This window comes from Candidatus Binataceae bacterium (assembly GCA_035500095.1).
In the GTDB taxonomy this organism is placed as follows: domain Bacteria; phylum Desulfobacterota; class Binatia; order Binatales; family Binataceae; genus JAKAVN01.
The window spans coordinates 100,486-123,069 of record DATJXN010000089.1 but is presented as its reverse complement, the minus strand read 5'-3'; the positions used below and the strand labels follow the sequence as shown (position 1 = coordinate 123,069).

The window sequence follows — 22,584 nt, the reverse complement described above, 5'->3', positions numbered from 1 at the left end:
GATCGAGTTGCCGGCTATTTCGCTCGACCACTGAGCGATGCGGAAGTGCGCGCTTTCCTCAGGGCCGACAATCTTCTGACCGGCCAGGAGTTTGCTTCCTGTAGGGTCCCATATCAATGCGGTCGGTACCACCTCCAGATACGTCTGATGATCAGCGTCCTCGATGCGGATCATTGCGCTTAAAGCACCGTCATCCAGCTTGCGGTCGCGCGGGTCTGGAGCACGTGCTGTACAGAGAAACGGGCTTCGGCCTAGACTGCGAAAATCGCACAGGCATCTGATCATGGTGGAGAAGCCGGAACTGCTCGCCGAGGGTGTCTCGGTTTTCTGAGGAGGCGGAAGATCATATGAAGCGGCGTGACGGCTCACGATGACGGCTCCGCAGCGGCCGCCCAGTTTCAAGTCGCTGCGCGGACATTCCAGGCAGGAGATCACAATGAGTGAACATCAACACGCAAAGACGCTCATAGACGAGATCGCCGATTACGCGCTCAAGGTGGGGAAAGAAATCGGCTGGTTCTGCGATCCCCTGACGCCCGGCCGAGGGCGCCTGTACCTGCTACAGCACATTTTAAGAAACCGCCTTCTGAGTTCGGTTCTGCGTCCCGCATGGATGAGCCGCTGCCCCGATCTCGAAGTCATCAGGAAAACCATCGGCCAGATTCGTCAGGAGCTGGTGATGGACGATCAGATCGGCACAGGACACACTGCAATCCTCTGGCAAATGGGGCGCAACATCGGCATCGATGACGCCGAGATGAACTCCGTCAGGCCGCTACCTCTGGTCGACGCCGCATTTAATGTTTGGGAGAACTTGTGCCGCGCGCGCCACTGGATCGTCGGCTGGCTAACGACCTCTGCCGACGAATTTATCCTCAGCACGATGCCCGACAACAACTTTCACCCGGAAGTCTGGAAACGGACCTTTGGCCTCAACGACGAGGAGGTCTTTTTCTTCAGCTATCATCTCAAAGCAGACGAGGATCATGCGGGTCAGGAGGTCTGGGAACCGATTTTGAGATATGTAAGAAGCGAGGCAGATCGCGAGGAAATCTTCGCCGGGCTGATTTCCACGCTTAATGCGGCGAAGCTCTTCTACCAGGGCATTTGCGCAGCCGGGGACGAATACGACCGCGCGCCAAACGGCACCACAAGGAGGTAGCCCTGTACGTCCCTCGGCATGTCGATGCGCGGGTGCGCAGTAGTTAGAAGGGAATGAAGCACGATGCCATGGGACGAAACTTACTACCCGCGATCGATGCGAAACCTGCCGCCGGAAGTGCGCCTTAAGGCGGTTGAGATCGCCAATGCCTTGCTCGAGGAGGGCTATGACGAAGGTAAGGCAATACGCATCGCGATCGCCAAGGCCAAGGAATGGGCAAAGGGATCGGACGCCAATTAAGAAGAACCTTCGATCGAAGGAGGCTCTCCACCACCGCGCTCCGAGTCATCATCGACGCCTGATGGGATAGGGCAATCGCGATCGAGGTCGTCGTAACCACATCACCGACCAGGCCTGCGTTGCGCGCAACCCGGACAACGAAACGGCATTCTCACGATGCCGACAAGCCGAGTCGAGGATGCTATTGATCTCCCCATTCGGCCTGCAGGATCTCGATCGCAGTGTCGAGACGCAACAACGCTACGGCCAGGAGTTCGGCTCGCTCGTTGTCATTCAACCGTTCCTTTTCAAGCCGTGCGACCTGATCGCGCGCGGCGTGGAGAAGAGCGAGCGTCTTCGCATGTGGATGTTGGTTCATGGCCGCTTGTTCCTCGAATATTGGCTTATCGGTCTTATCGCGGCGCGTCTATCCTCGCGGCGCGTCCATCTGCGAGGGAAGTCGCGATTTCGCGGCGGCCAGGAATGCACGCGATAACGTCGCAAGCGCGGCAGCAGGCTCGATGAAACGCTTATCGATCGGTTCGCCCCCTGGTCAAGCGTCCCCGTCGTCCTTGTGAAACGTGCCGGCGGTGATGCCCTTTCGAAGGGCGCGATTGAACTAGAACGTCGCGGTCAGCAAATTCGCGGCAGTTGCTCGCCTGAAAGCAGGTCGAGAATCCTGGGGTTGCCGAGCGCGCCCAGCGCCTCGACGATCGCGTCTCCGCGAGCGCCGACTGTGCCGATGACGCGCGGCTGCGCGCTCACGGTGCATCCGCTCAGAACGTCGAGCGCGCGGTCGGCATGCTCCGCCGTGACAAAAGCCACGAACCGCCCTTCGTTCGCCACGTACAGCGGGTCGAGCCCGAGAAGTTCGCACGCTGCCGCCACCGGTTCGCACACCGCAACCGCACTTTCATCGATCGCGATCGCGACTCCCGCGTCTAACGCGATCTCGTTGAGCGCAGAGGCGAGACCGCCGCGCGTCAGATCGCGCATGCAGTGAACGTCGACGCCTTTCTGCAGCAGGGCGGAGACGGGTTGCCACAAGGGCGCGCAGTCGCTTTCCAGCGCGGTTTCGAAGCTCAGCCCCTTGCGCACCGACATGATCGCAATCCCGTGCCGGCCGACGTCGCCGCTCAGGATGATTACGTCGCCGGGCTGCACGCGGCGCGGCGAGATCTCGACGTCCGCGGCCGCGCCGATGCCGGCGGTGTTGATGAAGACCGCGTCGCCCTTGCCGCGATCGACGACCTTGGTGTCGCCCGTTACCAATTCGACGCCTGCCGCCGCCGCCGCCTCGCGCATCGACGCGACGATAATTTCGAGCATAGCTAGCGGCAGGCCCTCCTCGAGAATGAAGCCGGCGCTAAGATAGAGCGGACGCGCTCCCGCCATCGCGAGGTCGTTGACCGTTCCGAAGACCGCAAGCTTGCCGATGTCGCCGCCGGGAAAAAACAGCGGGCTTACGACATAGGTGTCGGTGGTGAATGCAATTCGTTCCGCGCCGATCCGCATCACCGCACTGTCGTGACGCGCGTCGAGCCACTGATTTGCGAAGGCGGGCAGGAACAGCCGCTCGAGCAACGAGCGCATCATGCGTCCGCCGCCGCCATGCGCAAGTTGAATTGTCTCTGGAAGTTGGTTTGGCAGCGGACAGCTCAATCGGAAATCTCTCGACATAGTTCACACCACGCTCGTCTTAAGCGCGCCCGCGCGGCCGCTGGCCATCACTGTTCGCCGATAACGGAAATACGCAGCGCACGCGCCTTCCGAGGAGACCATGGTCGCCCCGAGGGGCCGTTCGGGCGTGCATCGGGTGCCGAACGCCGGACATTCCGGCGGCTTTTTCAAACCCTGCAGGATGAGCCCGCTCAAGCATTCAGCCGACTCCTCGGCGCTCAGCGTGCCCACGCCGAATCGCAGTTCGGCATCGAAGTCCGCATATTCGGCACGAAGGCCGAGCCCGCTTGAGTCGATTTCGCCGATGCCGCGCCATTTCCGCGGCACCACTTCGAACACTTCGCCAATGATCCTGCGCGCCTCCCGATTGCCGTCCGTCCGCGCCGAACGGCTGTACTGGTTCTCGACGCGCGCTGAGCCTTGTTCGAGTTGCCGAACGCACATGTAAACGCCCTGCAGGACGTCCACAGGTTCAAAACCGGTGACGACGATCGGCACGCCGTAGCGCTCGGCGATCGGAACGTATTCGTCCATCCCCATGATGGTACAGACGTGGCCGGCGGCGAGGAGTCCGTTCACTCTGCTGTCCGGTCCTGACAAAATCGCCGCGATCGCCGGCGGCACGATCACCTGCGAGACCAGGACAAGGAAATTGCGGAGCCCGCGGCGCCTTGCCTCGTACACGGCCATCGCATTCGCGGGCGCAGTGGTCTCGAACCCGACCGCGAAGAACACCACTTCGCGATCCGGGTTTGCCTCTGCCAGCGCGAGCGCGTCGAGCGGTGAATAGATCACGCGCACATCGCCGCCGCCGGCCTTGACGCCGAGCAGATCGCGTTCCGACCCAGGCACGCGCAGCATGTCGCCGAACGAGCAGAAGATCACGCCGGCGCGCGCCGCGATTGCGATAGCTTTGTCCACGGTTTCCAGCGGCGTCACACATACCGGGCATCCGGGACCGTGGATCAGCGTAATTTCCCGCGGCAGCATCTGATCGATCCCGAACCTTACGATCGCATGGGTCTGGCCGCCGCACACTTCCATGATTTGCCACGGGCGTGTCGTGACGCGCGCGATGGCGCGCGCGAAACGCCGCGCGGCGCGCGCCTCGCGATATTCGTCAACGTACTTCACCCGCGCGGCTCCTTGGATTCGGCGATTTCTTCCATCCGATCAAGTTCTTCGAAAACGCGGCGCGCCTCCGCCTCATCGATGCGGCTGATGGCGAAGCCGGCATGCACGATCACGTAGTCGCCGGGCGCGGCCTCCGGCACGAACGCGAGGCAGGCGTCCTTGATGATACCGCCAAAGTCGATTCGCGCGCGTGGAAGATCGCCGCGCTCGATGCTCAGCACTTTACCGGGGATTCCCAGGCACATGTCCGGCCTCCCTTGCCATCTGCCGCGCGATGAACGCCTGCCCGAGCGCGATTCCGCCGTCGTTGGGCGGCACGTTTCGCGGAAAATGGACTTCGAGTCCAGCTCCTTCGAGTCGCGCCGCAGTGCGGCTCAGCAAATATTCGTTCTGAAAGCATCCGCCGCCAAGCACGACGCGCTCGATTTGGACGCGCTTGGCGACGTTGACGGCAAACGCAGCGAGCGAGTTATGAAAGCGCGCGGCGATGCGTGCGATCGGAACATCCTGGCGCAGATCTTCCAGCAGCGCGTCGATCATGGGCGTCCAGTCCCCGACTATCGGCCCTTCGCCGACGAGTCCGATCGAATATTCGCCGCACTGCTCTGCATCACTGTCGAGCGCGTGCTCGAGTTCCATCGCGGCCTGCCCGTCGAAGCTGGCGATGCCGCCAAATCCGCAGAGCGCTGCAACTGCGTCGAAAAGGCGGCCAATACTCGACGTGAGCGGCGCGTTGATGCGCGAGTCAACCATTCCTGCGACCCGATCCATCTCGGCACCCGCGAACAAATGCCCGAGATAGCGATGCGGCGCTATGCCCGCGGCACGAAGAAGGGCGAGCGCCTGGCGGCGTGGCTCGCGGATCGCACGCTCGCCGCCGGGAAGCGCGAACTGCCGCAGGGTCGCGACGCGCTCGAACGCTCCGCTGCGAACGACCAGCGCCTCGCCGCCCCAGACAGTTCCGTCAGTTCCATAACCCGTGCCGTCCCAAGCGAAGCCGAGGACAGGCCCTTCGAGCCGATGCTCGGCTATGCACGCCGCGACGTGTGCGTGATGATGCTGCACGCGGATGAGCGGCGTGCCGAGTCGCTCGGTCAGCCGCTCGGCGGCGATCGTCGATGCGTAATCGGGATGCAGATCGCACGCGAGCAACTCCGGTTTGCATCGGAAGAACGATGTCAGGTCATCGATCGCACGCTGGAAAGAATTGCGCGCAGCGGCGCTGTCGAGGTCGCCGATATGCTGACTGAGGATCGCCTCGCGGTCCAACGCGAGCGCGATCGTATTTTTCACGTGGCCGCCGAGCGCCAGCACCGCCGGACCAACGCCAATGTCGATGGTGACCGGCGTGTAGCCGCGCGCGCGCCGAATCGTGCGCGCGCTCCGCGCGCCAACGCGAACCACGGAATCGTCGAGAGGGCGCGCGACGGGCCGGTTGTGAGTCAGGAACGCGTCCGCTACATTGCCGAGCCGCGTGAGCGCTTCGGCGGTATCCGTGCATATCGGCTCCTCGGAGAGGTTCCCGCTCGTGCACACGACCGGTCGCCGGACCGCCTCGAGTAGCAGCGCATGCAGCGGCGTGTACGGGAGCATCGCGCCGAGCATCGGATTGCGCGGCGCCACGCCCTCCGCGATCCTCGGGCCGATTTCACGGTCAGATTTCCGCAGCAGAACTATCGGTGCGGCCGCTGACACGAGAGCACGCATGTCTTCATTAGACAACGCGCAGTGTGCGCGCATCGCTTCAACCGACGAAAACATCACTGCGAGCGGCTTGTCGGGTCGGTGCTTGCGCTGGCGCAATCGCGCAACTGCGGCGGGATCGAGTGCATCGACGATCAGCTGAAAACCGCCGATGCCTTTGAGCGCGACGATCTGACCGTCGCACACCATTTGGGCGGCAAGCCGCAGCGCCGCATCCTCTCTCGCGAGCGCCCGTCCCGCGGCGCCGATCAGGCTCAGCTTTGGTCCGCACGCAGGGCACGCGATGGTCTCGGCGTGAAAACGCCGGTCGCGCTCATCGTGGTACTCGCGCGCGCAGTCCGGGCACATCGTGAAACGGCACATCGTGGTGCGCGCGCGATCGTACGGCAGGCCGACGACCAGCGAGTGGCGTGGGCCGCAGCTGCTGCAAGTGGTGAACGGATACCGGTAGCGCTGCGAATGCGGGTTGCGGATATCCGCGAGACACGCGGCGCACATCGCAAGGTCGACCGGCAGCGCAGGCCTCGGGTCGACGCCGGCCGAACTTTGAACGATCGCAAACCCGCGTTCGTTGCGCGGCGCCTGCGCGCGGACTTCGACGCGCCTGAGCGCCGCGCCCGCTGGATAGTCCTCCCGGATGCGGCGGAGAAATTCGTCGAGACGCCACGGCGTTCCCTCGGCCTCGATTTCCACGCCGCGGCCGCTGTTCGAGACCCAACCACTAAGTTCGAGTTCGGCGGCGAGCCTATACACGAATGGACGGAAGCCGACACCCTGCACGACGCCCTCGCAGAAGATTGCGCGGCGAACGATGGCTTCGGCGGTTTCCATCAGGTTCACTCCGCCGCAACGTCGATCGCATCGATTCCGATGCCGATGCGGCCCAACAGTTGCGCCTCGGTGCTGCCGCATCGCGGACAGAGCATCATAAGATGGTCGGGCGCGTAACGCTCGCCGCACTGCACGCAGCGCGCTGCCACCTGGGCGATTCGCATCTCGAGCCGCGCCGTTTCCGCACGAGTCTCGCGAGCGTGCGCGGCGAAGTGAAGCGCCAGGCTCGCCCGGTCCATCGCTTCAGTATCTGCGATCCAGCCACGCACCGCGACAATCATCCCGTCGGGCGCAAGCTCCAGCGCCGCGTCAAGGATCTTCTTTGCCAGCGAGGATTCGTGCATTCAGCCACCCGCAAGCCGGAGCGCAAGCGCGGCCGCCTTATCGATCGCGGCCGCGACTGCGGGCGACAGGCTCTCGCAGTAATGGTCTGGCCGCACGATCGTAACCGCCACGATATCAATGTTGTGCGACGCGGCCGCCGGTTCCAGGATTTTCGCGAGCTCGATCGCGTCGCGCACACCGACTCCGTGCGATGACAGTAGTCGCGCACTCCGCCACCCGGCTTTCGGCGCGAAGTGAAGCACATCGCCCGGTTCGCCGCCCCCGACAAGAGCGTCGATCAGCACCACCGGGTTTGCGCCATCGATGAGCAACGGTACCAGCGCACTCGGTTCTGAAAGTTCTATTATCTCGACATCCGTGCGCTCGCATATCTCGCGCACCCGGCGCGCGATTGCGACGCCGACGCCATCGTCGCCGGCCATGGGCTGTCCTATCCCGATGATCCGCGCCGGCAATTCACTCGCGCTCCAGGGTGAGATCGAGAAAGTGCGTCGCACACGAGATGCAGGGGTCGTGGTTGCGGATCGCATGCTCCGCCATCGCGGTCGCGGCGCGATGTTCGAGCTTGATCATTTGCGGCGCCAAGGCCAACAGATCATCTTCGATGGATTTCTGGTTTTGCGAAGTTGGCGGAACGATCTTAGCGTCGTGGATGAGACCATCATCACCGATCTGATAGCGATGATAGAGGAGCCCGCGAGGCGCCTCGCTGCATCCATGGCCGATTGCCGCACGCGGCGCGCACTCGACGCAGGAGTTCGCCGGAGGTTGATAGCCGCGAATGATCCGAATCGCCTCATCGAGCGCATGAACCACCTCGACCGCGCGGACCACGATGCTCTTGAAGGGATTGATGCACGGCGCTTCGAGCTTCGCCCGCCGCGCCGCGTCCTTTGCCGTATCGGACAGCAGTTCGAAGTTCAGATTGAAGCGCGCCAGCGGTCCGCACAGGTAGGCGCCGCGCTGCCTGACCATCGCGTGCAGCGCGTTGGAGTATGGCACCTGTCTTTCCTCGAACGCATCGTCGAAGTCGCGTACGTCGATGTCGAGGCCCTTGTTGGACACGATGCGGGTGCCGATGAACGGATATGTGTGGTCGCCGCGAAGCGCGACCAGCTCGTAATCGCGCGACAAATCCGGAAAATCGAAGCCGGCGACCCAGTCGGCGGCGATGATCGCGTCCTCGCGGGCTGCGGCCAACTCAGGCATTAGCGCCTCGAGCTCGCCGCGCTCGGGGGCGCGATGAAATCCGCCGATGCGGACGTTGATCGGATGCACCTCGCGCCCGCCGACCGAACGGACCAGCGCGTTGCCCGTCTTCTTGATGCGTAATCCGCGCTGGACCATCTCGCGATGCGTACGCGCCATCGTCATCGCATCCGGATAGCCGAGAAAGTCCGGCGCGTGCAGTAAGAACATGTGCAGCGCGTGACTCTCGATCCATTCGCCGCAGTAGATGAGACGTCGCAGGTCGGCGAGCGCTCCGGCGATTGTAGCCCCGACCGCATCCTCAATCGCGGCACAGCTGCTCATCTGGTAGGCGACCGGGCAGATGCCGCAGATGCGCGCGGTGATATCGGGCACTTCGAGATATGAGCGCCCGCGCAGAAACGCCTCGAAGAAACGTGGCGGCTCGAAGATGCGCAGTTCGACGTCGCGCACCTGGTCGCCTTTGAAACGGATGCGGAGGGCGCCCTCGCCCTCGACGCGCGCGAGGTAGTCAACCTTGATCGTCTTCATGGCGCATCGATGCAGCCGCGAACGGCTCGGCGGCGGCGTTGAACGTGCGCAGGACGCGGACGATCTCGCCGCGGCTGACGCCCGCTTCGGCCCACTGTCGCATGAGCGATTCCATGTTCGGGCGATCGCTCGGCCCATAGCATCCATAGCATCCTCGCGCGTACGCCGGGCAGAGCGCGCCGCAGCCCGCGTGAGTGATCGGTCCCAAACACGGCACGCCGCGCGCGACCATCACACATACGGTGCCGCGGCGCTTGCATTCGACGCAGACCGGATGCGCGGGGGTGGAAGGCGTGCGGCTCGCGAGCAGCGATGAGATCACGTCCAATAGCTGCAGCTTGTTGATGGGACAGCCGCGCAGCTCGAAATCGACCTTAACGTGCGCGGCGATCGGCGTGGAGCGATCCAGCGTCGCGACATACGCCGGAGCGGCGTAGACGATCGATGCGAATTGCTTCACGTCGGCGAAGTTGCGCAGCGCCTGGATTCCACCGGCGGTGGCGCACGCGCCGATCGTCACCAGGCGGCGCGACTGCCGGCGCACCTCGCGGATGCGCTCGGCATCGTGGGGCGTCGTGATCGAACCCTCGACCAGCGAGAGATCGTAGGGGCCTCCGACAGTCGCGCTGCTGGCCTCGGTAAAGTTCGCGATCTCGACGCGGTCCGCGAGCGCGAGCAGGTCGTCCTCGCAATCGAGCAGGCTCAACTGGCAGCCGTCGCACGAGGCGAACTTCCACACTGCCAGTTTGAGTTTGCGCATGCGTTGTGCGGCGGCCATGTCAGATTTCCCTCACCCCGAGCAGCGGAGCGGCGTGGTCGAAGGACATCACCGGGCCGTCCTTGCAGATGAATGACGGCCCAAACTGGCAGTGCCCGCATATGCCAATGGCACATTTCATGTTGCGTTCCATCGAGATGTAAATGTCGCGTGCGGCGATTCCGCGCACGAGCAGGGCGCGCGCGGCCGCGCGCATCATCACCTCGGGCCCGCAGGTCATCGCGATCGTGCTGGCGGGATCGAACTGGGGTGAGTCGAGAAGGTCGGTTATCACGCCGACGCGTCCTTGCCACGATGGTTCCCCGCGATCGACGATGACCTGCACTTCGGCAAGGCCGCTGCGCCGCCAGCGCTCGAGTTCGCGCGTGAATAGCAAATCGCCGGGAGTTCGTGCTCCGTACAGCAAGGCAATCCGGTTGCGGCGGCCGCGCTTGCGCAGGAAGTGATAGAGCACGGGGCGCAGCGGCGGCAGACCGATCCCTCCGGCGAGCAGAAGAATAGTGGCCTTGCGGCGCTCCGCCTCTCCTATCGGCCAGCCCGAGCCGAAGGGCCCGCGCACCCCGATCGATTGGCCGCGCTTCATCACCGCCATCGGATGCGTCACGCTGCCGACCGCGCGCACCGTGTGTACGAGATGCTCCGGCCGCGCCGGGTCGCCGCTGATCGAAATCGCCGACTCGCCGGCGCCAAACACGTAGAGCATGTTGAACTGTCCGGGAGCGAAACCCTCTCGCGCGTGCGGGTCGGCGAGCATCAGCGTCACCGTGTCGGCCGATTCACGGACCACCCGCTCAATCGTGAGAAACCGCGGCACCATCGGGTCGTTGGCCGGCGCGCCTGATCGAGGATCTTCGCTGGTTAGCGGCGACACGGTCGGAGCGCCTACGGATTGGCGCGATAGACGTCGAGCAACTGGAGATGGGCGCGCTCGAGGTTGCGATCGATCTCCTGCAAAAAGCGCTTGAGCAATTCGTAGCCGAGATCGTGGTCGGCCTCGCATTTGCTGCGCAGGCAATTGCCATCGAACGCAAAGGCGCGGACAGGTTCCACCGCGCGTGCGTCGAAATTCCACCTGTACGGTGGAAACAACCACGACCAGCCGAAGACATGGCCCGCCTCGATAGTGGCAATCAGCGTGTTGCCGCGTTCCGGTGCGTGCACCTCGAGCGCAACACGCCCCTCGCGCACCAGATACGCCGCGTCGGCCGGGTCGCCTTCTTTGAACAGGAACCGGCCGGCAGCGAAGCGCATGTTGGCGGCGCATCCGGTCATGAATGCCAGATGGCGCTCCTCCATGGTTTTCAGGAAGGGATGTTCGCGCAGCAGCCGCTCGAGCGTTTCCATGTTCAGTCTTCCCCCTTTACCGGGCCGGGCAGCGCGCGGCGCAGGTCGCCGGCGCGGATTGCAGCGGCCTCCTCGGTGAGATCGATGCCCACCGGGCACCATGTAATGCAGCGGCCGCATCCGACGCATCCCGAGGTTCCGAACTGATCGATCCATGATGCGAGCTTGTGCGTGAGCCATTGGCGGTACCGCGCCTTGATCGAACTGCGCGTGCTGCCGCCGTGAAGATGCGAAAAATCCATGGTGTAGCAGGAGTCCCATACCCGCACCCGCTCGGCCGAGGTACCGGAGAGGTCGACTCGGTCCTCGACCGTGGTGCAAAAGCAGGTGGGGCAGACCATCGTGCAGTTGGTGCAGGCGAGGCATCGCGACGCGACCTCGTCCCAGCGCGAATTCTCGAGGTTGGCGTAGAACAGCTCCTTGATTCCCTCGGTCTCCAGCGCGCGGCCCATCGACGCGGCGGTCCGGCGGCTGACTTCCGCGCCGGCTGCAGCGTGCGACGCATCGGCACGGCGATGCGGCACGCTTTCCATCAGCGCGGCGCCGGTCTCGCTGCCGATCTCGACCAGAAACTGATGCGTCTCGCCGTCGATAAGTTCAGTGAGCGCAAGATCGTAACCCGATTCGGCGCGCGGACCCGTGCCCATCGATACGCAAAAGCAGGTCCCGCCGGCCTCCATACAATTGACGGCGACTATCAGGAGGTTGTTCCTCTGGGCAGCGTAATCGGGATCGACGTACTTGCCGCCGGTCATCACGCGATCCTGAACCGCGATAGCGTGAAGCTCGCAGGAGCGCAATCCGATCAGCGCAAGGCGCGGGGGCATCTCGCGATCCACCGCGACGCTGACGGCGCCGTGTTCATCCCGGGTGGCGCGCCAGAGCCTGAGCGAAGGCTTCAAGAGATATTTCTTGGGCGACTGCGGCCCGAGCGCGAATCCAAATACGGCGTCATCGGCGCGCCGCTCGAGCCGGTAAGAACCGGGGTTCTGGACCGCGGTCCATCCGATCGGCAGCGCGTCGGTGTCATTCAAATGGTCATAAACTATGGCGCCGTCGCGGATGGTCGGCCCGACGATCTCGTAGCCGCGCGCGCGGATGCCGCGAAACAAGTCCGAAAGCGCATGGCGCTCGACGAGTAGCGGTCCGGGCGCGTTTTGAACTGGCATCGGCAGGGCTCGCGCTCAGGTCAGCGACGGCTTTTGCTTCATTCTCGAAACATAGCATCCCCCCGGCACCAGGCTGCGTCAAACGCCGTCGCCGAGGGCGGGTTGCAGCGGTACCGGGAGCCAGTGGCGCTTTCTCAACGAGCGATACCCTTTCAGTCTGCCGCCATGTGCGCGCTGCTAGCAAAGGTTTGGGCCGCCCGCTCGGCCTCGCCGATGCGAGCTTTCTGACGATAGAGCGAGAGGTCCACCCGGCGGGTTTTCCACCAGTAACGGATGGTGCTGCCGGACCAGTTATTCGTGATGCGGCCGTCGTCGTTTTTGTACCAGCTCTTACCGGTTGCCGCCCAGGCCGTGTCTTGCAGCTCCTTCTGCACGCGAGCGTCGAAAGATTCCATCACGTCGCGGCGCAGGTCGATCGAGGCGAGACCTCGCGAATCCATTTCATCCAGGCATCCAAGAATGTAATTGGTCTGGCACTCGATCATGAAAATTATCGAGTTATGGCCGAGGTTCGTATTCGGCCCATACATCAGGAAGAGATTCGGAAATCCCGCGACCGTGATTCCAAGGTAGGCTCTTGGAACGCCGTGCCATTCCTGGTCAAGTGAACGCCCCTCGGCCCCCACTATCTCCATCGGCGCCAAAAACGAGGTGGATTGAAAGCCGGTCGCCAGAACGATGACGTCGGCCGGAACGTTGCGTCCGTCTTTGGTCACGACCGCGTCCTGGGTGACGTGGTCGATCGGGCTCAAGACCACTTCGACGTTCTCGCGGTTAAGCGTGGGGAAGTAGTCATCAGAAATCAGCATCCGCTTGCCGCCAAAAGGATAATCAGGAATCTGGGTTTGCTGGAGCTGTGGATCCTTGACGGTCGAGCGCAGGTAGCGCTCGGCAATCTTTTGCGCACGATCCGCGAAAAACCTGACACGGCGAAAGATCGGCCAGTTGATCTCATGGCGAAAATAGATAAACCAGCGGTATGCCAGCGCGAGCGGGCGATGCCGGGCGAAACGCTGCTTCTCGACCTCGGTGTATGCGCGGTCTCCTCGCGGCACCATCCAGTTGGCGCTGCGTTGAAAGATGGTCAGCCGGTGGACCTTGGGCGCGATCACCGGGATGAACTGGATTGCGCTTGCGGCGTTGCCCACCACAGCGACATTGAGGCCAGTCAGATCGACGTCATGGCGCCAGCGCGCGGAGTGGAACGACAGCCCCTTAAAATTCTCGAGGCCTTCGATTTTCGGGATGAACGGCCGGTTGAGCTGACCCGTTCCGCTCACCAGCACGTCGGCGACTATTTCCTCGCCGCGTGCGGTTTTCAGCCGCCAAACACCTTCGTTTGCGTCCCAGCGCGCAGCCGCGATCTCGGTATTGAGGCGGATGTGGCGTCCGAGATCGTACTTGCGCGCGCAGCTCTCCATGTATTCCAGAATCTCGGATTGCGGTGCCCACTTCCGCGACCAGTCGGTCTTTTGCTCGAAAGAGAAGCAGTAGGAAAACGCGGGCACGTCACAGCATGCGCCGGGGTAGGTGTTGTCGCGCCAGGTACCACCCAGGCGATCGGCCTTTTCAAACAACGTGAAAGTTTCCACCCCGCGCTTTTTGAGTTGGATCGCCAAGCACAGTCCGGCGAAGCCGGACCCAATGATCGCGATACGCCGCGGCCTGTTGTCGGAATTAATCATAGAGCACCATCGTCGTTCGAAGGCATGGGTCTGTTTTTAATTCCCAAGCAAATAACGAGCCCGGCACGAGTTAGAGATGCTCGAGGTTCTAGCGCATGCTCCCAGAACCATCCTGCGTGGATGTATCCGGCGGCCACAATGCTGGTCCGTTTGGGCGCATCGCGCGAATCCTCACATCGCCGAGACTTTCCTCCACTGCCCTCTCCCTGATTAACTCAGCGCCAAAGTCGGAGATACGACAAATCCGTCCGAAGCTGACCAAGAGAAAGCGATGACCACAGATACGGTACTGGCTGAAGTCGATCGCAGCGGCGTGGCCACGGTTACGCTTAATCGGCCCGACGTGAACAACGCCTACAACGGCGAGATGATACTCGGCCTGATCGAAACTTTCGGCGCGCTCGCCGCCGACGCGCAGGCTCGAATCGTCGTGATCCGCGGCAACGGCAGGCACTTCCAGGCGGGCGCCGACCTTAAATGGATCAGGGAGACGAGCAAACTCTCGCCGGAAGCGAACCTTAAGGCCTCCGCCAATACCACCAACGCCGTGCGGGGCCTGAACGAGTTCCCGAAACCGACGATTGCGCTGGTGCACGGTGGATGCTTCGGCGGAGGGGTCGGCCTGGTCGCGGCATGCGACATCGTCATCGCTGCCGAGGACGCGATTTTTGCGATTACCGAGGTCCGCTGGGGACTGATCGCGGCGCCGATCATCCCCCAGCTGAACGCCCGGATAGGGCTCGCCAACGTCCGCCGCTATGCGCTTACCGCAGAGAGGTTTGACGCGCGGCAGGCGAAGGAAATCGGGCTGGTGAACGAAGTCTCCGCAGTGGGCAAACTCGACGAGGCGGCGGCGCCGATGATCGACGCTTTATTGATGTGCGGTCCCGACGCTATCGCCCAGACCAAAGCCTGTGCGCTCGAGCTTGGCCGGGCGGCGCTCGGCGACGATCTGGCGGAGCGGCTTGCGCGCATGCACGCGCTCAAGCGCATGACGCCGGAAGGCGCGGAGGGACTCGCAAGCTTCCTCGAGAAGCGCAAGCCCGCCTGGTATCCGGGCGAAGCCGGCAGCATCAAGAAGTAGGCAACCTGCTCCGCGCAGTTACTCCTTGATCTTGAGCGCGCGCGACGGGCAGGCGGCGACGGTCGCGCGCACCCGCGCTTCGTCGGTGGCCGCAGGGTCGATTACGAATTTGCCGCCTTCAACCTTGAAGACTTGCGGCAGAGACTTCACGCAATTGCCCGAGTGAATACAGATCTTGCTATCCCAAGTCACTTCCAAGGCCATGACGGTTCACCTCTTGATTTAGCTTTTGGCCCTTGCGCAGTCGTCACGCGAGGTCGAAGCGATCCAGGTCCATCACCCTGGCTCACGCCGCGACGAAGTCTTTCACGAACGTATCCTTCGAATCCGTACACGCATAGACTTCCGCGAGGGCGCGCAGCTGCGAATTCGAACCGAAGATCAGGTCGACGCGGGTAGCGGTCCACTTGACCTCGTTCATTCTGCGGTCGCGCCCCTCGTACACGCCTTCAGAGCCGGCCGACGGCTGCCACTGCGTGTTCATGTCGAGAAGATTGACAAAGAAGTCGTTGGTCAGCGTCTCCGGCCGCTTGGTGAAGACGCCGTGCGCGGACTTTCCGGCATTTGCGCCCAGCACGCGCAGCCCGCCAATGAGGACCGTCATTTCGGGCGCCGTCAGCGTCAGCAACTGCGCCCGATCCACCAGCAGCTCCTCAGCCGACAGGCGCCGCTCGCCGCGGAGATAGTTGCGGAAGCTGTCGTAGGTCGGCTCGAGCGGCGCGAAGGATTCGGCGTCGGTCTGGTTTTGCGACGCGTCCATCCGACCCTGCCGAAACGGGACTTTTACGTCATGCCCAGCCGTCTTCGCGGCTTTCTCGATCGCCGCAGAGCCGCCGAGAACGATCAGGTCCGCAAGCGAGACCTTTTTGCCGCCAGACTGTGAAGCGTTGAACTCCTTCTGGATCGATTCGAGCGTCTGCAACACCTTCGCCAGCTGGGGCGGCTGGTTTACTTCCCAGTCCTTTTGCGGGGCGAGGCGGATGCGGGCGCCGTTCGCTCCACAGCGCTTATCCGAGCCACGGAAAGTCGATGCCGACGCCCACGCCGTCGAGACCAGCTGGGAAACGGACAGGCCGGAGGCGAGGATTTTCGCCTTCAGAGCGGTAACGTCCTGCTCTCCGATCAAAGGATGATTCACAGCCGGAATGGGGTCCTGCCACGGCAGCTGCTCCTTCGGAACGAGCGGGCCGAGATAGCGCGCGATCGGGCCCATGTCGCGATGCGTCAGCTTGAACCACGCCCGCGCAAACGTATCCGCGAACTGATCCGGATGCTCGTGGAAGCGCCGTGAAATCTTTTCGTAAGCGGGGTCTAACCGCAACGAGAGGTCGGTGGTCAGCATCGATGGCGCGCGCCGTTTTGATTGATCCTGCGGATCCGGAATCGTGCCGGCACCTGCGTCATCTTTCGGTTTCCACTGATGCGCGCCGGCGGGACTCTTGGTCAGTTCCCACTTGTAGCCGAAAAGGTTCGAGAAGAAGTCGTTACCCCATTTGGTAGGCGTCGTGGTCCACGTGACTTCCAGGCCGCTCGTGGTCGCGTCACGGCCTTTGCCCGTGCCGAAGGTGCTCTTCCAGCCAAGGCCTTGCTCCTCGATGCCGGCGGCTTCCGGCTCCGGGCCCACCAGCGTCGCATCGCCGGCGCCGTGGGTTTTGCCGAAGGTATGGCCGCCGGCAATCAGGGCGACCGTTTCTTCGTCGTTCATCGCCATCCGGCCGAAAGTCTCGCGGATATCTCTGGCCGCGGCGAGGGGATCCGGCTTGCCGTTCGGCCCTTCGGGATTTACGTAGATCAGGCCCATCTGTACCGCGGCGAGCGGATTCTGAAGATCGCGGTCGCCGCTGTAGCGCTCGTCTGCCAGCCACTTGCCCTCGGGTCCCCAGTAGATATCCTCAGCCTCCCAGGCATCCACGCGCCCGCCGCCAAAGCCGAACGTCTTGAAGCTCATCGACTCGAGCGCGACGTTGCCCGCGAGAATCATCAGGTCGGCCCATGAAATTTTGCGCCCGTATTTCTGCTTGATTGGCCAAAGCAGCCGGCGCGCCTTGTCGAGGTTCGCGTTGTCCGGCCAGCTATTGATCGGGGCGAAACGCTGTTGGCCGGATCCCGCGCCGCCGCGGCCATCGGCGATGCGATAGGTACCTGCGCCATGCCACGCCATCCGAATGAAGAGCGGGCCGTAGTGGCCATAGTCGGCTGGCCACCAATCCTGTGAGTCCGTCATCAAGGCATGAAGGTCCTTGATCACCGCGTTGAGGTCGAGGCTCTTGAATTCCTTGGCGTAGTCGAACTCCTCGCCCATCGGATTGGACAGGGTGGAGTTCCGGCAGAGAACTTGAAGGTTCAACTGGTTCGGCCACCAGTCACGGTTGGTTGTGTGCGCGGGTGCCGCCCGTGAACGGGCAGTTACTTTCGCTTGCCATGTTGGCCTCCGATCGCGATCGGCTTTGTTTGATGCTCCCGCGAGCATAGTACGTCAGCTTTCGCGGTGCATAGGACTCAAAAGGGTCTGTGGCAGAGCATGTTGCGGCTGACAGACAGGTGCGTGAGGTCTGAGGCCCGTCATTTGCGCTATAGTCTGGACGCTCGGTTAAGGACGAGAGGGGGATGTCAAATCGTATCTTCGCTTCACTTCGCTGGCTGACCATCGACTACCAGCCGCATCCGGAGGAGCGATCGTTCGTGGAGCGGGCCAACACGCTTCGCGAGCGCGGGGTCGAGGCGACTGTTGCGGTGCCTAGTGATCCGGAAACCGAGCGGATATTCGGAGTCCGCCTGGCGCGCTATGGTCTCCAGGCGGTCTGGCTGGAGGTGGCGAATGGCACGGAAGAACCCCTGTGGCTGGACCGCCTCCAGCTCGATCCCGACTACTACACTCCACTCGAGGCGGCACACCTCGCGCACTTCGCGATGGGCAGGCGGTTGATGGCGTTCGGAATGCTTGGATGGCTGGTCCTGCCGCTCCTGCCACTTTTGCCGCTCAAGCTCTTGGGTGCACGCGCCGCAAACCGGCGCATGAACGAGGTATTCCGCGCGGTCGGCTTTCTTACCGGAGTGATCTCGCCAGGGAAGAAAGTCAACGGCTTCCTGTTCACTCCGTTGGACGAAGGGATGAAGCGCGTCGAGGTACGGCTGCTCGGCCGCAGTTACTCGTTCGACTTCCCCTTCATGGTCGAAGTGCCCGGGCTAAAACTTCCTCATCCGGCATCCGCGGGAGTGGACAAGACCAGCGAACTCGACGAGGCGGCGCTGCAGCTTTGGCTCGAGCGGCAGCCGCGATGCACAAGCAACGCGCGGGGAACGATGGAGGGCGACCCGCTCAATCTCGTGATCGTCGGAGACCGCGCGTCGATCCAGGAATGCCTGAGCGCATGGGACGAAACGGAATCGCTGACCTTCGCGACCGCCTGGAAAACCGCCAGGGCCTTCCTGATGGAGTCACGCTATCGCTATTCCCCGGTGAGCCCGCTCTATATCGGCGGACGCCAGCAGGATTTTGCGCTACAACGCGCGCGCCTGCGTTTGAACCAGCGCCTCCACCTGCGGCTTTGGACCACTGACGTTCGCTTCGGCGGCGAACCGGTGTGGATCGGCCAGGTCAGCCGCGACATCGGCGTGCGCTTCACGCCCAAAACCTGGAACCTCACGACCCATCTGATCGATCCCGACGTGGATGAGGCGCGCGACTATGTCCTGGACGGGTTGCGGGCCTCCGGCCGTGTCGCCCGCCTAGGGTTCGTCTCCGGCGTCGAGGCCGCGCCTTCCACCGCCCCGCGCCGCAATCTGACCGGCGATCCATATTTTACCGACGGTTTGCGCGCGGTCGCCGTGCTCTCTCGAACACGCACCGCGCCATCGCTTCTTTCATGGGCGGCCGGGAAAACCGGGAGTATCGCGGCAACCGATTGAGCGTTGGCCCGAAGGCATCGCACCGTCCACTCCTCGCGTCGGCGTACGACGGGTTCCCGTCGAGCCGAGCCTAGACCGCGCGTTCCGTGGCCTCGGCAATTTCGCTCAGCGTTGCGAACCAGGCTCCTCTCTCCTTCATATGGACGATTAGCTCTTCGAGCCGCGTGATCATGTGCGCCCGTCCGATGGACTGCGGATGGACGACGAAGGCGTAGCAGGCGCCCTCCTCGTTGGCGACCGCATAGTCGAAGATCGCCTTCCAGCGGTCGAGCAGGTCATGTGCGGGACGCATCCCCTCCTGGAATCCGGGGATGAAATCGACCTGCGAAAAATCGGTAAGGAACCATTGTCCCGGAATCTCCAGGATGCGGCTTGGCGGACCGAACACGTTCCCGCGGTCGGTATGTACCTCCACAGGGCGAATCCAATAGGGATGAAAATCGTTGGCAAGCAGGCTGCTGTCGATGTCGAAACCGTAGCGCTCCAGAAGCCCGAGCGTATTCTCGCTGAAGTCCCAATACGGCGCCCGGTAGGTGCGGGGTTTGACGCCGATGCGCGCGAGCGCCGCGAGCCCGAGCTCCATCACCTTGATTTCCTCCTCCAGTTTCAATGGCTGAGGGTTCTCATGCGCGTATCCGTGATGCCCGATTTCGTGCCCCGCCGCGGCGATTTCACGGCACAGCTCGGGCCACGTATCGATGGTATGGCCCGGAATGCAGAAAGTGCTGCGCACCTTGTGTTTTTCGAACAGACGCATCAGGCGCGGCATCCCGACCTCGGCGCCGAATTCGCCCCGCGACATGTAGGCAGGCGAGATGCGGTTGAGGCAAATCCACAGCGATTGAGCATCGAAATCACAACCGAGATTGACCGCTATCTTCTTTCCGGCGGGGATTTTAACCCGGCCCCATACCTGCGCCATAAAATCCTCCCCTGAAGTTGCTGGAAGTTGTTGTCACTCATGACGCATACGCGCAGAGTGCTTTGATTTGCAAGGATGTTTGGGAGCAGCGTCGGCCTCCGCGGGCGGGCACAGGCGAACCGCACGGATCGCGAAGAGCACCGATTGCGACGGAGGTCTTTCTTCGGCGTGCTTGCCTTGAAAATCCGGTCCATAGGATCATCCATTCTCGATGTCGATGCTCAAGTTCCCGCCTGCGAAGCGAACCCCGGAGAAGGAGCATGGGAACTTCAAAAGGAAAAGCATGGCCTGACCGGCGCATCCTGGACCTGTTCGGAATCGAATTGCCGATCATGCTGGCGCCGATGGCCGGCCCTGGAACCGCCGCGCTGGCGATTGCGGTAAGCGAGGCCGGCGGATTGGGTTCTCTGCCCTGCGCGCAGCTGGGCAGCGCCGAGATCCGCGCGGCCATGGAAACGATACGTTCCAGCACCTCACAGCCGATCAATCTGAATTTCTTCTGTCACAGGATGCCAGCCTCCGATACGAATCGCGAGGAGGCGTGGCGCGAGCAGCTGAGACCCTACTATCTTGAGCTCGGATTGGATCCGGATGCTCCACTTGCTCCTCCCTCCCGCAGACCCTTCGACGCCGAATCATGCGCCATCTTGGAGGAGTTCAAGCCTGAGGTTGTCAGCTTTCATTTCGGCCTGCCTGCTCCCGATTTGCTCGGCCGTATCAAGGCGACGAAAGCCCGCCTGATCGGTTCGGCGACGACGGTGCGGGAAGCGCGATGGCTCGAGGCGCATGGTTGCCACGCGGTCATCGCGATGGGTCTCGAAGCCGGCGGCCATCGCGGGAACTTTCTCTCGGACGATATGGGGCGGCAGGTCGGAACCTTCGCGCTTGTGCCGCAGATCGCGGACGCGGTCAGGATACCGGTCATCGCGGCCGGGGGAATCGCCGACGGTCGCGGGATCGTCGCGGCGTTTGCGCTGGGCGCCTCGGCCGTTCAGATCGGCACCGCATATCTGTTCTGTCCCGAGGCCAAAGTTCCTGCGCTACATCTCGAGGCGCTCATGAGCGCCGCCGATGACGACACGATGGTCACCAATGTGTTCACCGGTCGCCCCGCGCGAGGCATCGCCAACCGGCTGATGCTGGAAGTCGGTCCGATGGCGCCGTCCGCGCCGGAGTTCCCGCTGGCGAGCAGCGCGATCGCACCGCTTAGGGCCAAATCCGAGCCGGCAGGTTCGCGCGATTTTATGAATCTCTGGTCCGGTCAGGCCGTGCGGCTCGCTCGGCGCGGCCTTGTGGCGCGTGAGCTGACCCGCGCGCTGGCCGCTGAGGCGCTGGATCGTATGTAATCATATCTCCGCTGCCCCTAAGTGGTCCCAACGGACGTTTGATGTCTGTCGTTACCCGGCTCCGTTAACAAGGGAGGAAACACCGATGGCCACGATCAACACAAGCAGCTATCAGGTTCGTTACCGCAGCGCCAGCGCCGACGCCGTAAAGGTTTTCTATCGTGAGGCCGGCGACCGCAAGGCTCCCGCGCTCTTGCTCCTGCACGGTTTCCCTACTTCGTCGCATATGTTCAGGGACCTCATTCCGATGCTCAACGATCGCTATCACATCATAGCTCCCGATCTGCCGGGCTTCGGCTTTTCGGACGCGCCGGACCGGGCTCAATTCAAATATACGTTCGAACATCTCACCGATGTGATAGATCGCTTTACCGAAGCCATCGGCTTGCGGCGTTACGCGCTCTACATATTCGACTACGGCGCGCCGGTCGGGCTTCGCCTCGCCCTGAGGCATCCGGAACGCGTGAGGGCGATCGTCTCGCAGAACGGCAACGCCTATGAGGAAGGATTGAGCGACGGCTGGAATCCAATCCAGAAGTACTGGAAGGAGCCGACCGAAACCAATCGCGCGGCGCTACGGGAGTTCCTCAAACCCGAGACGACCAAGTTCCAATACATTCACGGCGTGAGCGAGGAGGCCCTGGTCGCGCCGGAATCCTACACGCTCGACTCGGCGCTGCTCGCGCGGCCCGGGAACGACGAGATTCAGCTCGACCTGTTCCTCGACTATGCGAGCAACGTGGCGCTATACCCGAAGTTCCAGGAGTATTTCCGATTCCGACGGCCCCCGCTGCTGGCGGTATGGGGGAAGAACGACCCGTTCTTTCTCCCTCCCGGCGCCGAAGCATTCAAGCGCGACAACCCAAATGCCGAAGTGCATCTTTATGATACCGGCCACTTCGCGCTTGAGACTCACGTCGAGCAGATCGGCGGAGTCATTAGCGATTTCCTCGGCCGACACCTCCGTGAATGATCAGCGGTGCCGAGGCTGTCGAGTGGGGCCGGGCCTACCATCTGTGACTGCAGTCGGGGCATTCCCACGCGGGAGCGTTGTGAATGATGCAGCAGCCTCCAAGCTCGACGTCGCCACGGTTTGCTGCCTGCAGCAGGTCTTTGCCCGGCAAGCCGTAAACGATCGGACGCGCCGCGGTTGACCCGCATTGAGGACATTTCGGGCGGCGCGTCCCCTGCGGCCGCGAGTTTTTGGAAGCTGCGCGCATGCGGTCGAGAATAGCTCCCGGCCATTCCATCAGCAAAGCAGGGTTGGAATGGCCATCCGCAAAATGAACGCGCAAGGCCGGCACCAAAAAGCCGGCGCCAAAAAAGGCCGCGTGGACCGTGAGCAAGCGAATCTACTTCAACGCGTTTCACATGAATTGCGTGGTGCATCAGTCGCCCGGCCTGTGGGTGCATCCCGAAGATCAGATGGATCGTTACAGAGATCTCAGGGCGTGGGTGGATCTCGCGCAGATGCTGGAGCGTGGCAAGTTCGACGGGCTCTTCCTCGCCGACGTTATCGGCGTCTACGACGT

At 62.9% G+C, this 22,584-nt stretch carries 22 protein-coding genes; 6 read left to right on the top strand and 16 right to left on the bottom strand.

Annotation, left to right across the window (positions count from 1 at the left end):
• The first annotated feature begins 436 nt into the window (after positions 1-436).
• On the top strand, positions 437-1,162 hold the full coding sequence (locus tag VMI09_09260) for an iron-containing redox enzyme family protein (GenBank protein HTQ24872.1): 726 nt from the start codon (positions 437-439) through the stop codon (positions 1,160-1,162).
• Positions 1,163-1,225: 63 nt separating this feature from the next.
• Entirely contained in the window at positions 1,226-1,402 is a 177-nt protein-coding gene (locus VMI09_09255; GenBank protein ID HTQ24871.1) for a hypothetical protein, read from the top strand.
• A gap of 181 nt (positions 1,403-1,583) precedes the next feature.
• Here VMI09_09255 and VMI09_09250 read toward each other — a convergent pair whose 3' ends face one another.
• From VMI09_09250 to VMI09_09190, 13 genes are all read right to left on the bottom strand, one after another.
• Positions 1,584-1,760, bottom strand: a complete 177-nt coding sequence (locus VMI09_09250) for a hypothetical protein (protein ID HTQ24870.1) — start codon at positions 1,758-1,760, stop codon at positions 1,584-1,586.
• A 254-nt stretch (positions 1,761-2,014) separates the two neighbouring features.
• Complete coding sequence (gene hypE, locus VMI09_09245) at positions 2,015-3,061, bottom strand: hydrogenase expression/formation protein HypE (protein HTQ24869.1); 1,047 nt, start codon at positions 3,059-3,061, stop codon at positions 2,015-2,017.
• Between the two features lie 3 nt (positions 3,062-3,064).
• On the bottom strand, positions 3,065-4,195 hold the full coding sequence (hypD, locus tag VMI09_09240) for a hydrogenase formation protein HypD (protein ID HTQ24868.1): 1,131 nt from the start codon (positions 4,193-4,195) through the stop codon (positions 3,065-3,067).
• A complete protein-coding gene (locus VMI09_09235) occupies positions 4,192-4,440 on the bottom strand; it encodes a HypC/HybG/HupF family hydrogenase formation chaperone (GenBank protein HTQ24867.1) in 249 nt (82 codons plus the stop codon). Before VMI09_09235 ends, hypD begins: the two co-directional genes overlap by 4 nt.
• On the bottom strand, positions 4,418-6,730 hold the full coding sequence (hypF, locus tag VMI09_09230; GenBank protein ID HTQ24866.1) for a carbamoyltransferase HypF: 2,313 nt from the start codon (positions 6,728-6,730) through the stop codon (positions 4,418-4,420). Before hypF ends, VMI09_09235 begins: the two co-directional genes overlap by 23 nt.
• 5 nt (positions 6,731-6,735) lie before the next feature.
• Positions 6,736-7,074: a hydrogenase maturation nickel metallochaperone HypA gene (locus VMI09_09225; GenBank protein HTQ24865.1), complete on the bottom strand. Its 339-nt coding sequence runs from the start codon at positions 7,072-7,074 to the stop codon at positions 6,736-6,738.
• The gene (locus tag VMI09_09220; protein HTQ24864.1) at positions 7,075-7,605 is read right to left on the bottom strand and encodes a hydrogenase maturation protease; all 531 of its coding nucleotides are present in this window, start codon (positions 7,603-7,605) and stop codon (positions 7,075-7,077) included.
• Entirely contained in the window at positions 7,532-8,815 is a 1,284-nt protein-coding gene (locus VMI09_09215) for a Ni/Fe hydrogenase subunit alpha (protein ID HTQ24863.1), read from the bottom strand. Before VMI09_09215 ends, VMI09_09220 begins: the two co-directional genes overlap by 74 nt.
• On the bottom strand, positions 8,796-9,593 hold the full coding sequence (locus tag VMI09_09210; GenBank protein HTQ24862.1) for a hypothetical protein: 798 nt from the start codon (positions 9,591-9,593) through the stop codon (positions 8,796-8,798). Before VMI09_09210 ends, VMI09_09215 begins: the two co-directional genes overlap by 20 nt.
• A 1-nt stretch (position 9,594) precedes the next feature.
• The gene (locus VMI09_09205) at positions 9,595-10,464 is read right to left on the bottom strand and encodes an FAD/NAD(P)-binding protein (GenBank protein HTQ24861.1); all 870 of its coding nucleotides are present in this window, start codon (positions 10,462-10,464) and stop codon (positions 9,595-9,597) included.
• Between the two features lie 11 nt (positions 10,465-10,475).
• Positions 10,476-10,937 (bottom strand): cyclic nucleotide-binding domain-containing protein, encoded by a 462-nt coding sequence (locus VMI09_09200; GenBank protein HTQ24860.1) that lies wholly within the window; start codon positions 10,935-10,937, stop codon positions 10,476-10,478.
• A gap of 2 nt (positions 10,938-10,939) precedes the next feature.
• Complete coding sequence (locus VMI09_09195; protein HTQ24859.1) at positions 10,940-12,106, bottom strand: 4Fe-4S dicluster domain-containing protein; 1,167 nt, start codon at positions 12,104-12,106, stop codon at positions 10,940-10,942.
• A gap of 152 nt (positions 12,107-12,258) precedes the next feature.
• A complete protein-coding gene (locus VMI09_09190) occupies positions 12,259-13,791 on the bottom strand; it encodes an NAD(P)/FAD-dependent oxidoreductase (protein ID HTQ24858.1) in 1,533 nt (510 codons plus the stop codon).
• Between the two features lie 271 nt (positions 13,792-14,062).
• On the opposite strand from VMI09_09190, the gene VMI09_09185 reads away from it, so the two are divergent.
• A complete protein-coding gene (locus tag VMI09_09185; GenBank protein ID HTQ24857.1) occupies positions 14,063-14,875 on the top strand; it encodes an enoyl-CoA hydratase-related protein in 813 nt (270 codons plus the stop codon).
• Between the two features lie 18 nt (positions 14,876-14,893).
• Here the strand turns inward: VMI09_09185 and VMI09_09180 are convergent, their stop codons facing one another.
• The gene (locus tag VMI09_09180) at positions 14,894-15,079 is read right to left on the bottom strand and encodes a (4Fe-4S)-binding protein (GenBank protein HTQ24856.1); all 186 of its coding nucleotides are present in this window, start codon (positions 15,077-15,079) and stop codon (positions 14,894-14,896) included.
• A gap of 82 nt (positions 15,080-15,161) precedes the next feature.
• Positions 15,162-17,345 (bottom strand): catalase/peroxidase HPI, encoded by a 2,184-nt coding sequence (gene katG / locus VMI09_09175; protein ID HTQ24855.1) that lies wholly within the window; start codon positions 17,343-17,345, stop codon positions 15,162-15,164.
• A gap of 137 nt (positions 17,346-17,482) precedes the next feature.
• Between katG and VMI09_09170 the strand changes: the two genes are divergently transcribed.
• Positions 17,483-18,784: an LssY C-terminal domain-containing protein gene (locus tag VMI09_09170; GenBank protein ID HTQ24854.1), complete on the top strand. Its 1,302-nt coding sequence runs from the start codon at positions 17,483-17,485 to the stop codon at positions 18,782-18,784.
• Positions 18,785-18,854: 70 nt separating this feature from the next.
• Here VMI09_09170 and VMI09_09165 read toward each other — a convergent pair whose 3' ends face one another.
• Positions 18,855-19,706, bottom strand: coding sequence for a polysaccharide deacetylase (locus VMI09_09165; protein HTQ24853.1), 852 nt, complete (start codon positions 19,704-19,706; stop codon positions 18,855-18,857).
• A gap of 260 nt (positions 19,707-19,966) precedes the next feature.
• Between VMI09_09165 and VMI09_09160 the strand changes: the two genes are divergently transcribed.
• Together VMI09_09160 and VMI09_09155 are read left to right on the top strand one after the other, a co-directional pair.
• Positions 19,967-21,052 carry a nitronate monooxygenase family protein gene (locus tag VMI09_09160; protein ID HTQ24852.1) on the top strand — a complete coding sequence of 362 codons (1,086 nt, stop codon included), beginning with the start codon at positions 19,967-19,969 and terminating at the stop codon, positions 21,050-21,052.
• An 85-nt stretch (positions 21,053-21,137) separates the two neighbouring features.
• Positions 21,138-22,025 carry an alpha/beta hydrolase gene (locus VMI09_09155; GenBank protein ID HTQ24851.1) on the top strand — a complete coding sequence of 296 codons (888 nt, stop codon included), beginning with the start codon at positions 21,138-21,140 and terminating at the stop codon, positions 22,023-22,025.
• The last annotated feature ends 559 nt before the right edge of the window (positions 22,026-22,584 follow it).

Bases quoted from the DNA above. Each gene is read 5' to 3' on its own strand.
- VMI09_09195 (HTQ24859.1), bottom strand. From the start codon at position 12,106: ATGCCAGTTCAAAACGCGCCCGGACCGCTACTCGTCGAGCGCCATGCG.
- VMI09_09180 (HTQ24856.1), bottom strand. From the start codon at position 15,079: ATGGCCTTGGAAGTGACTTGGGATAGCAAGATCTGTATTCACTCGGGC.
- VMI09_09165 (HTQ24853.1), bottom strand. From the start codon at position 19,706: ATGGCGCAGGTATGGGGCCGGGTTAAAATCCCCGCCGGAAAGAAGATA.
- VMI09_09190 (HTQ24858.1), bottom strand. From the start codon at position 13,791: ATGATTAATTCCGACAACAGGCCGCGGCGTATCGCGATCATTGGGTCC.
- VMI09_09250 (HTQ24870.1), bottom strand. From the start codon at position 1,760: ATGAACCAACATCCACATGCGAAGACGCTCGCTCTTCTCCACGCCGCG.
- VMI09_09185 (HTQ24857.1), top strand. From the start codon at position 14,063: ATGACCACAGATACGGTACTGGCTGAAGTCGATCGCAGCGGCGTGGCC.
- VMI09_09260 (HTQ24872.1), top strand. From the start codon at position 437: ATGAGTGAACATCAACACGCAAAGACGCTCATAGACGAGATCGCCGAT.
- katG (HTQ24855.1), bottom strand. From the start codon at position 17,345: ATGCTCGCGGGAGCATCAAACAAAGCCGATCGCGATCGGAGGCCAACA.
- VMI09_09210 (HTQ24862.1), bottom strand. From the start codon at position 9,593: ATGGCCGCCGCACAACGCATGCGCAAACTCAAACTGGCAGTGTGGAAG.
- VMI09_09160 (HTQ24852.1), top strand. From the start codon at position 19,967: ATGGGAACTTCAAAAGGAAAAGCATGGCCTGACCGGCGCATCCTGGAC.
- VMI09_09255 (HTQ24871.1), top strand. From the start codon at position 1,226: ATGCCATGGGACGAAACTTACTACCCGCGATCGATGCGAAACCTGCCG.
- hypF (HTQ24866.1), bottom strand. From the start codon at position 6,730: ATGGAAACCGCCGAAGCCATCGTTCGCCGCGCAATCTTCTGCGAGGGC.
- VMI09_09215 (HTQ24863.1), bottom strand. From the start codon at position 8,815: ATGAAGACGATCAAGGTTGACTACCTCGCGCGCGTCGAGGGCGAGGGC.
- VMI09_09155 (HTQ24851.1), top strand. From the start codon at position 21,138: ATGGCCACGATCAACACAAGCAGCTATCAGGTTCGTTACCGCAGCGCC.
- VMI09_09225 (HTQ24865.1), bottom strand. From the start codon at position 7,074: ATGCACGAATCCTCGCTGGCAAAGAAGATCCTTGACGCGGCGCTGGAG.
- VMI09_09220 (HTQ24864.1), bottom strand. From the start codon at position 7,605: ATGCGATCCGCAACCACGACCCCTGCATCTCGTGTGCGACGCACTTTC.
- VMI09_09200 (HTQ24860.1), bottom strand. From the start codon at position 10,937: ATGGAAACGCTCGAGCGGCTGCTGCGCGAACATCCCTTCCTGAAAACC.
- hypE (HTQ24869.1), bottom strand. From the start codon at position 3,061: ATGTCGAGAGATTTCCGATTGAGCTGTCCGCTGCCAAACCAACTTCCA.
- VMI09_09170 (HTQ24854.1), top strand. From the start codon at position 17,483: ATGTCAAATCGTATCTTCGCTTCACTTCGCTGGCTGACCATCGACTAC.
- VMI09_09235 (HTQ24867.1), bottom strand. From the start codon at position 4,440: ATGTGCCTGGGAATCCCCGGTAAAGTGCTGAGCATCGAGCGCGGCGAT.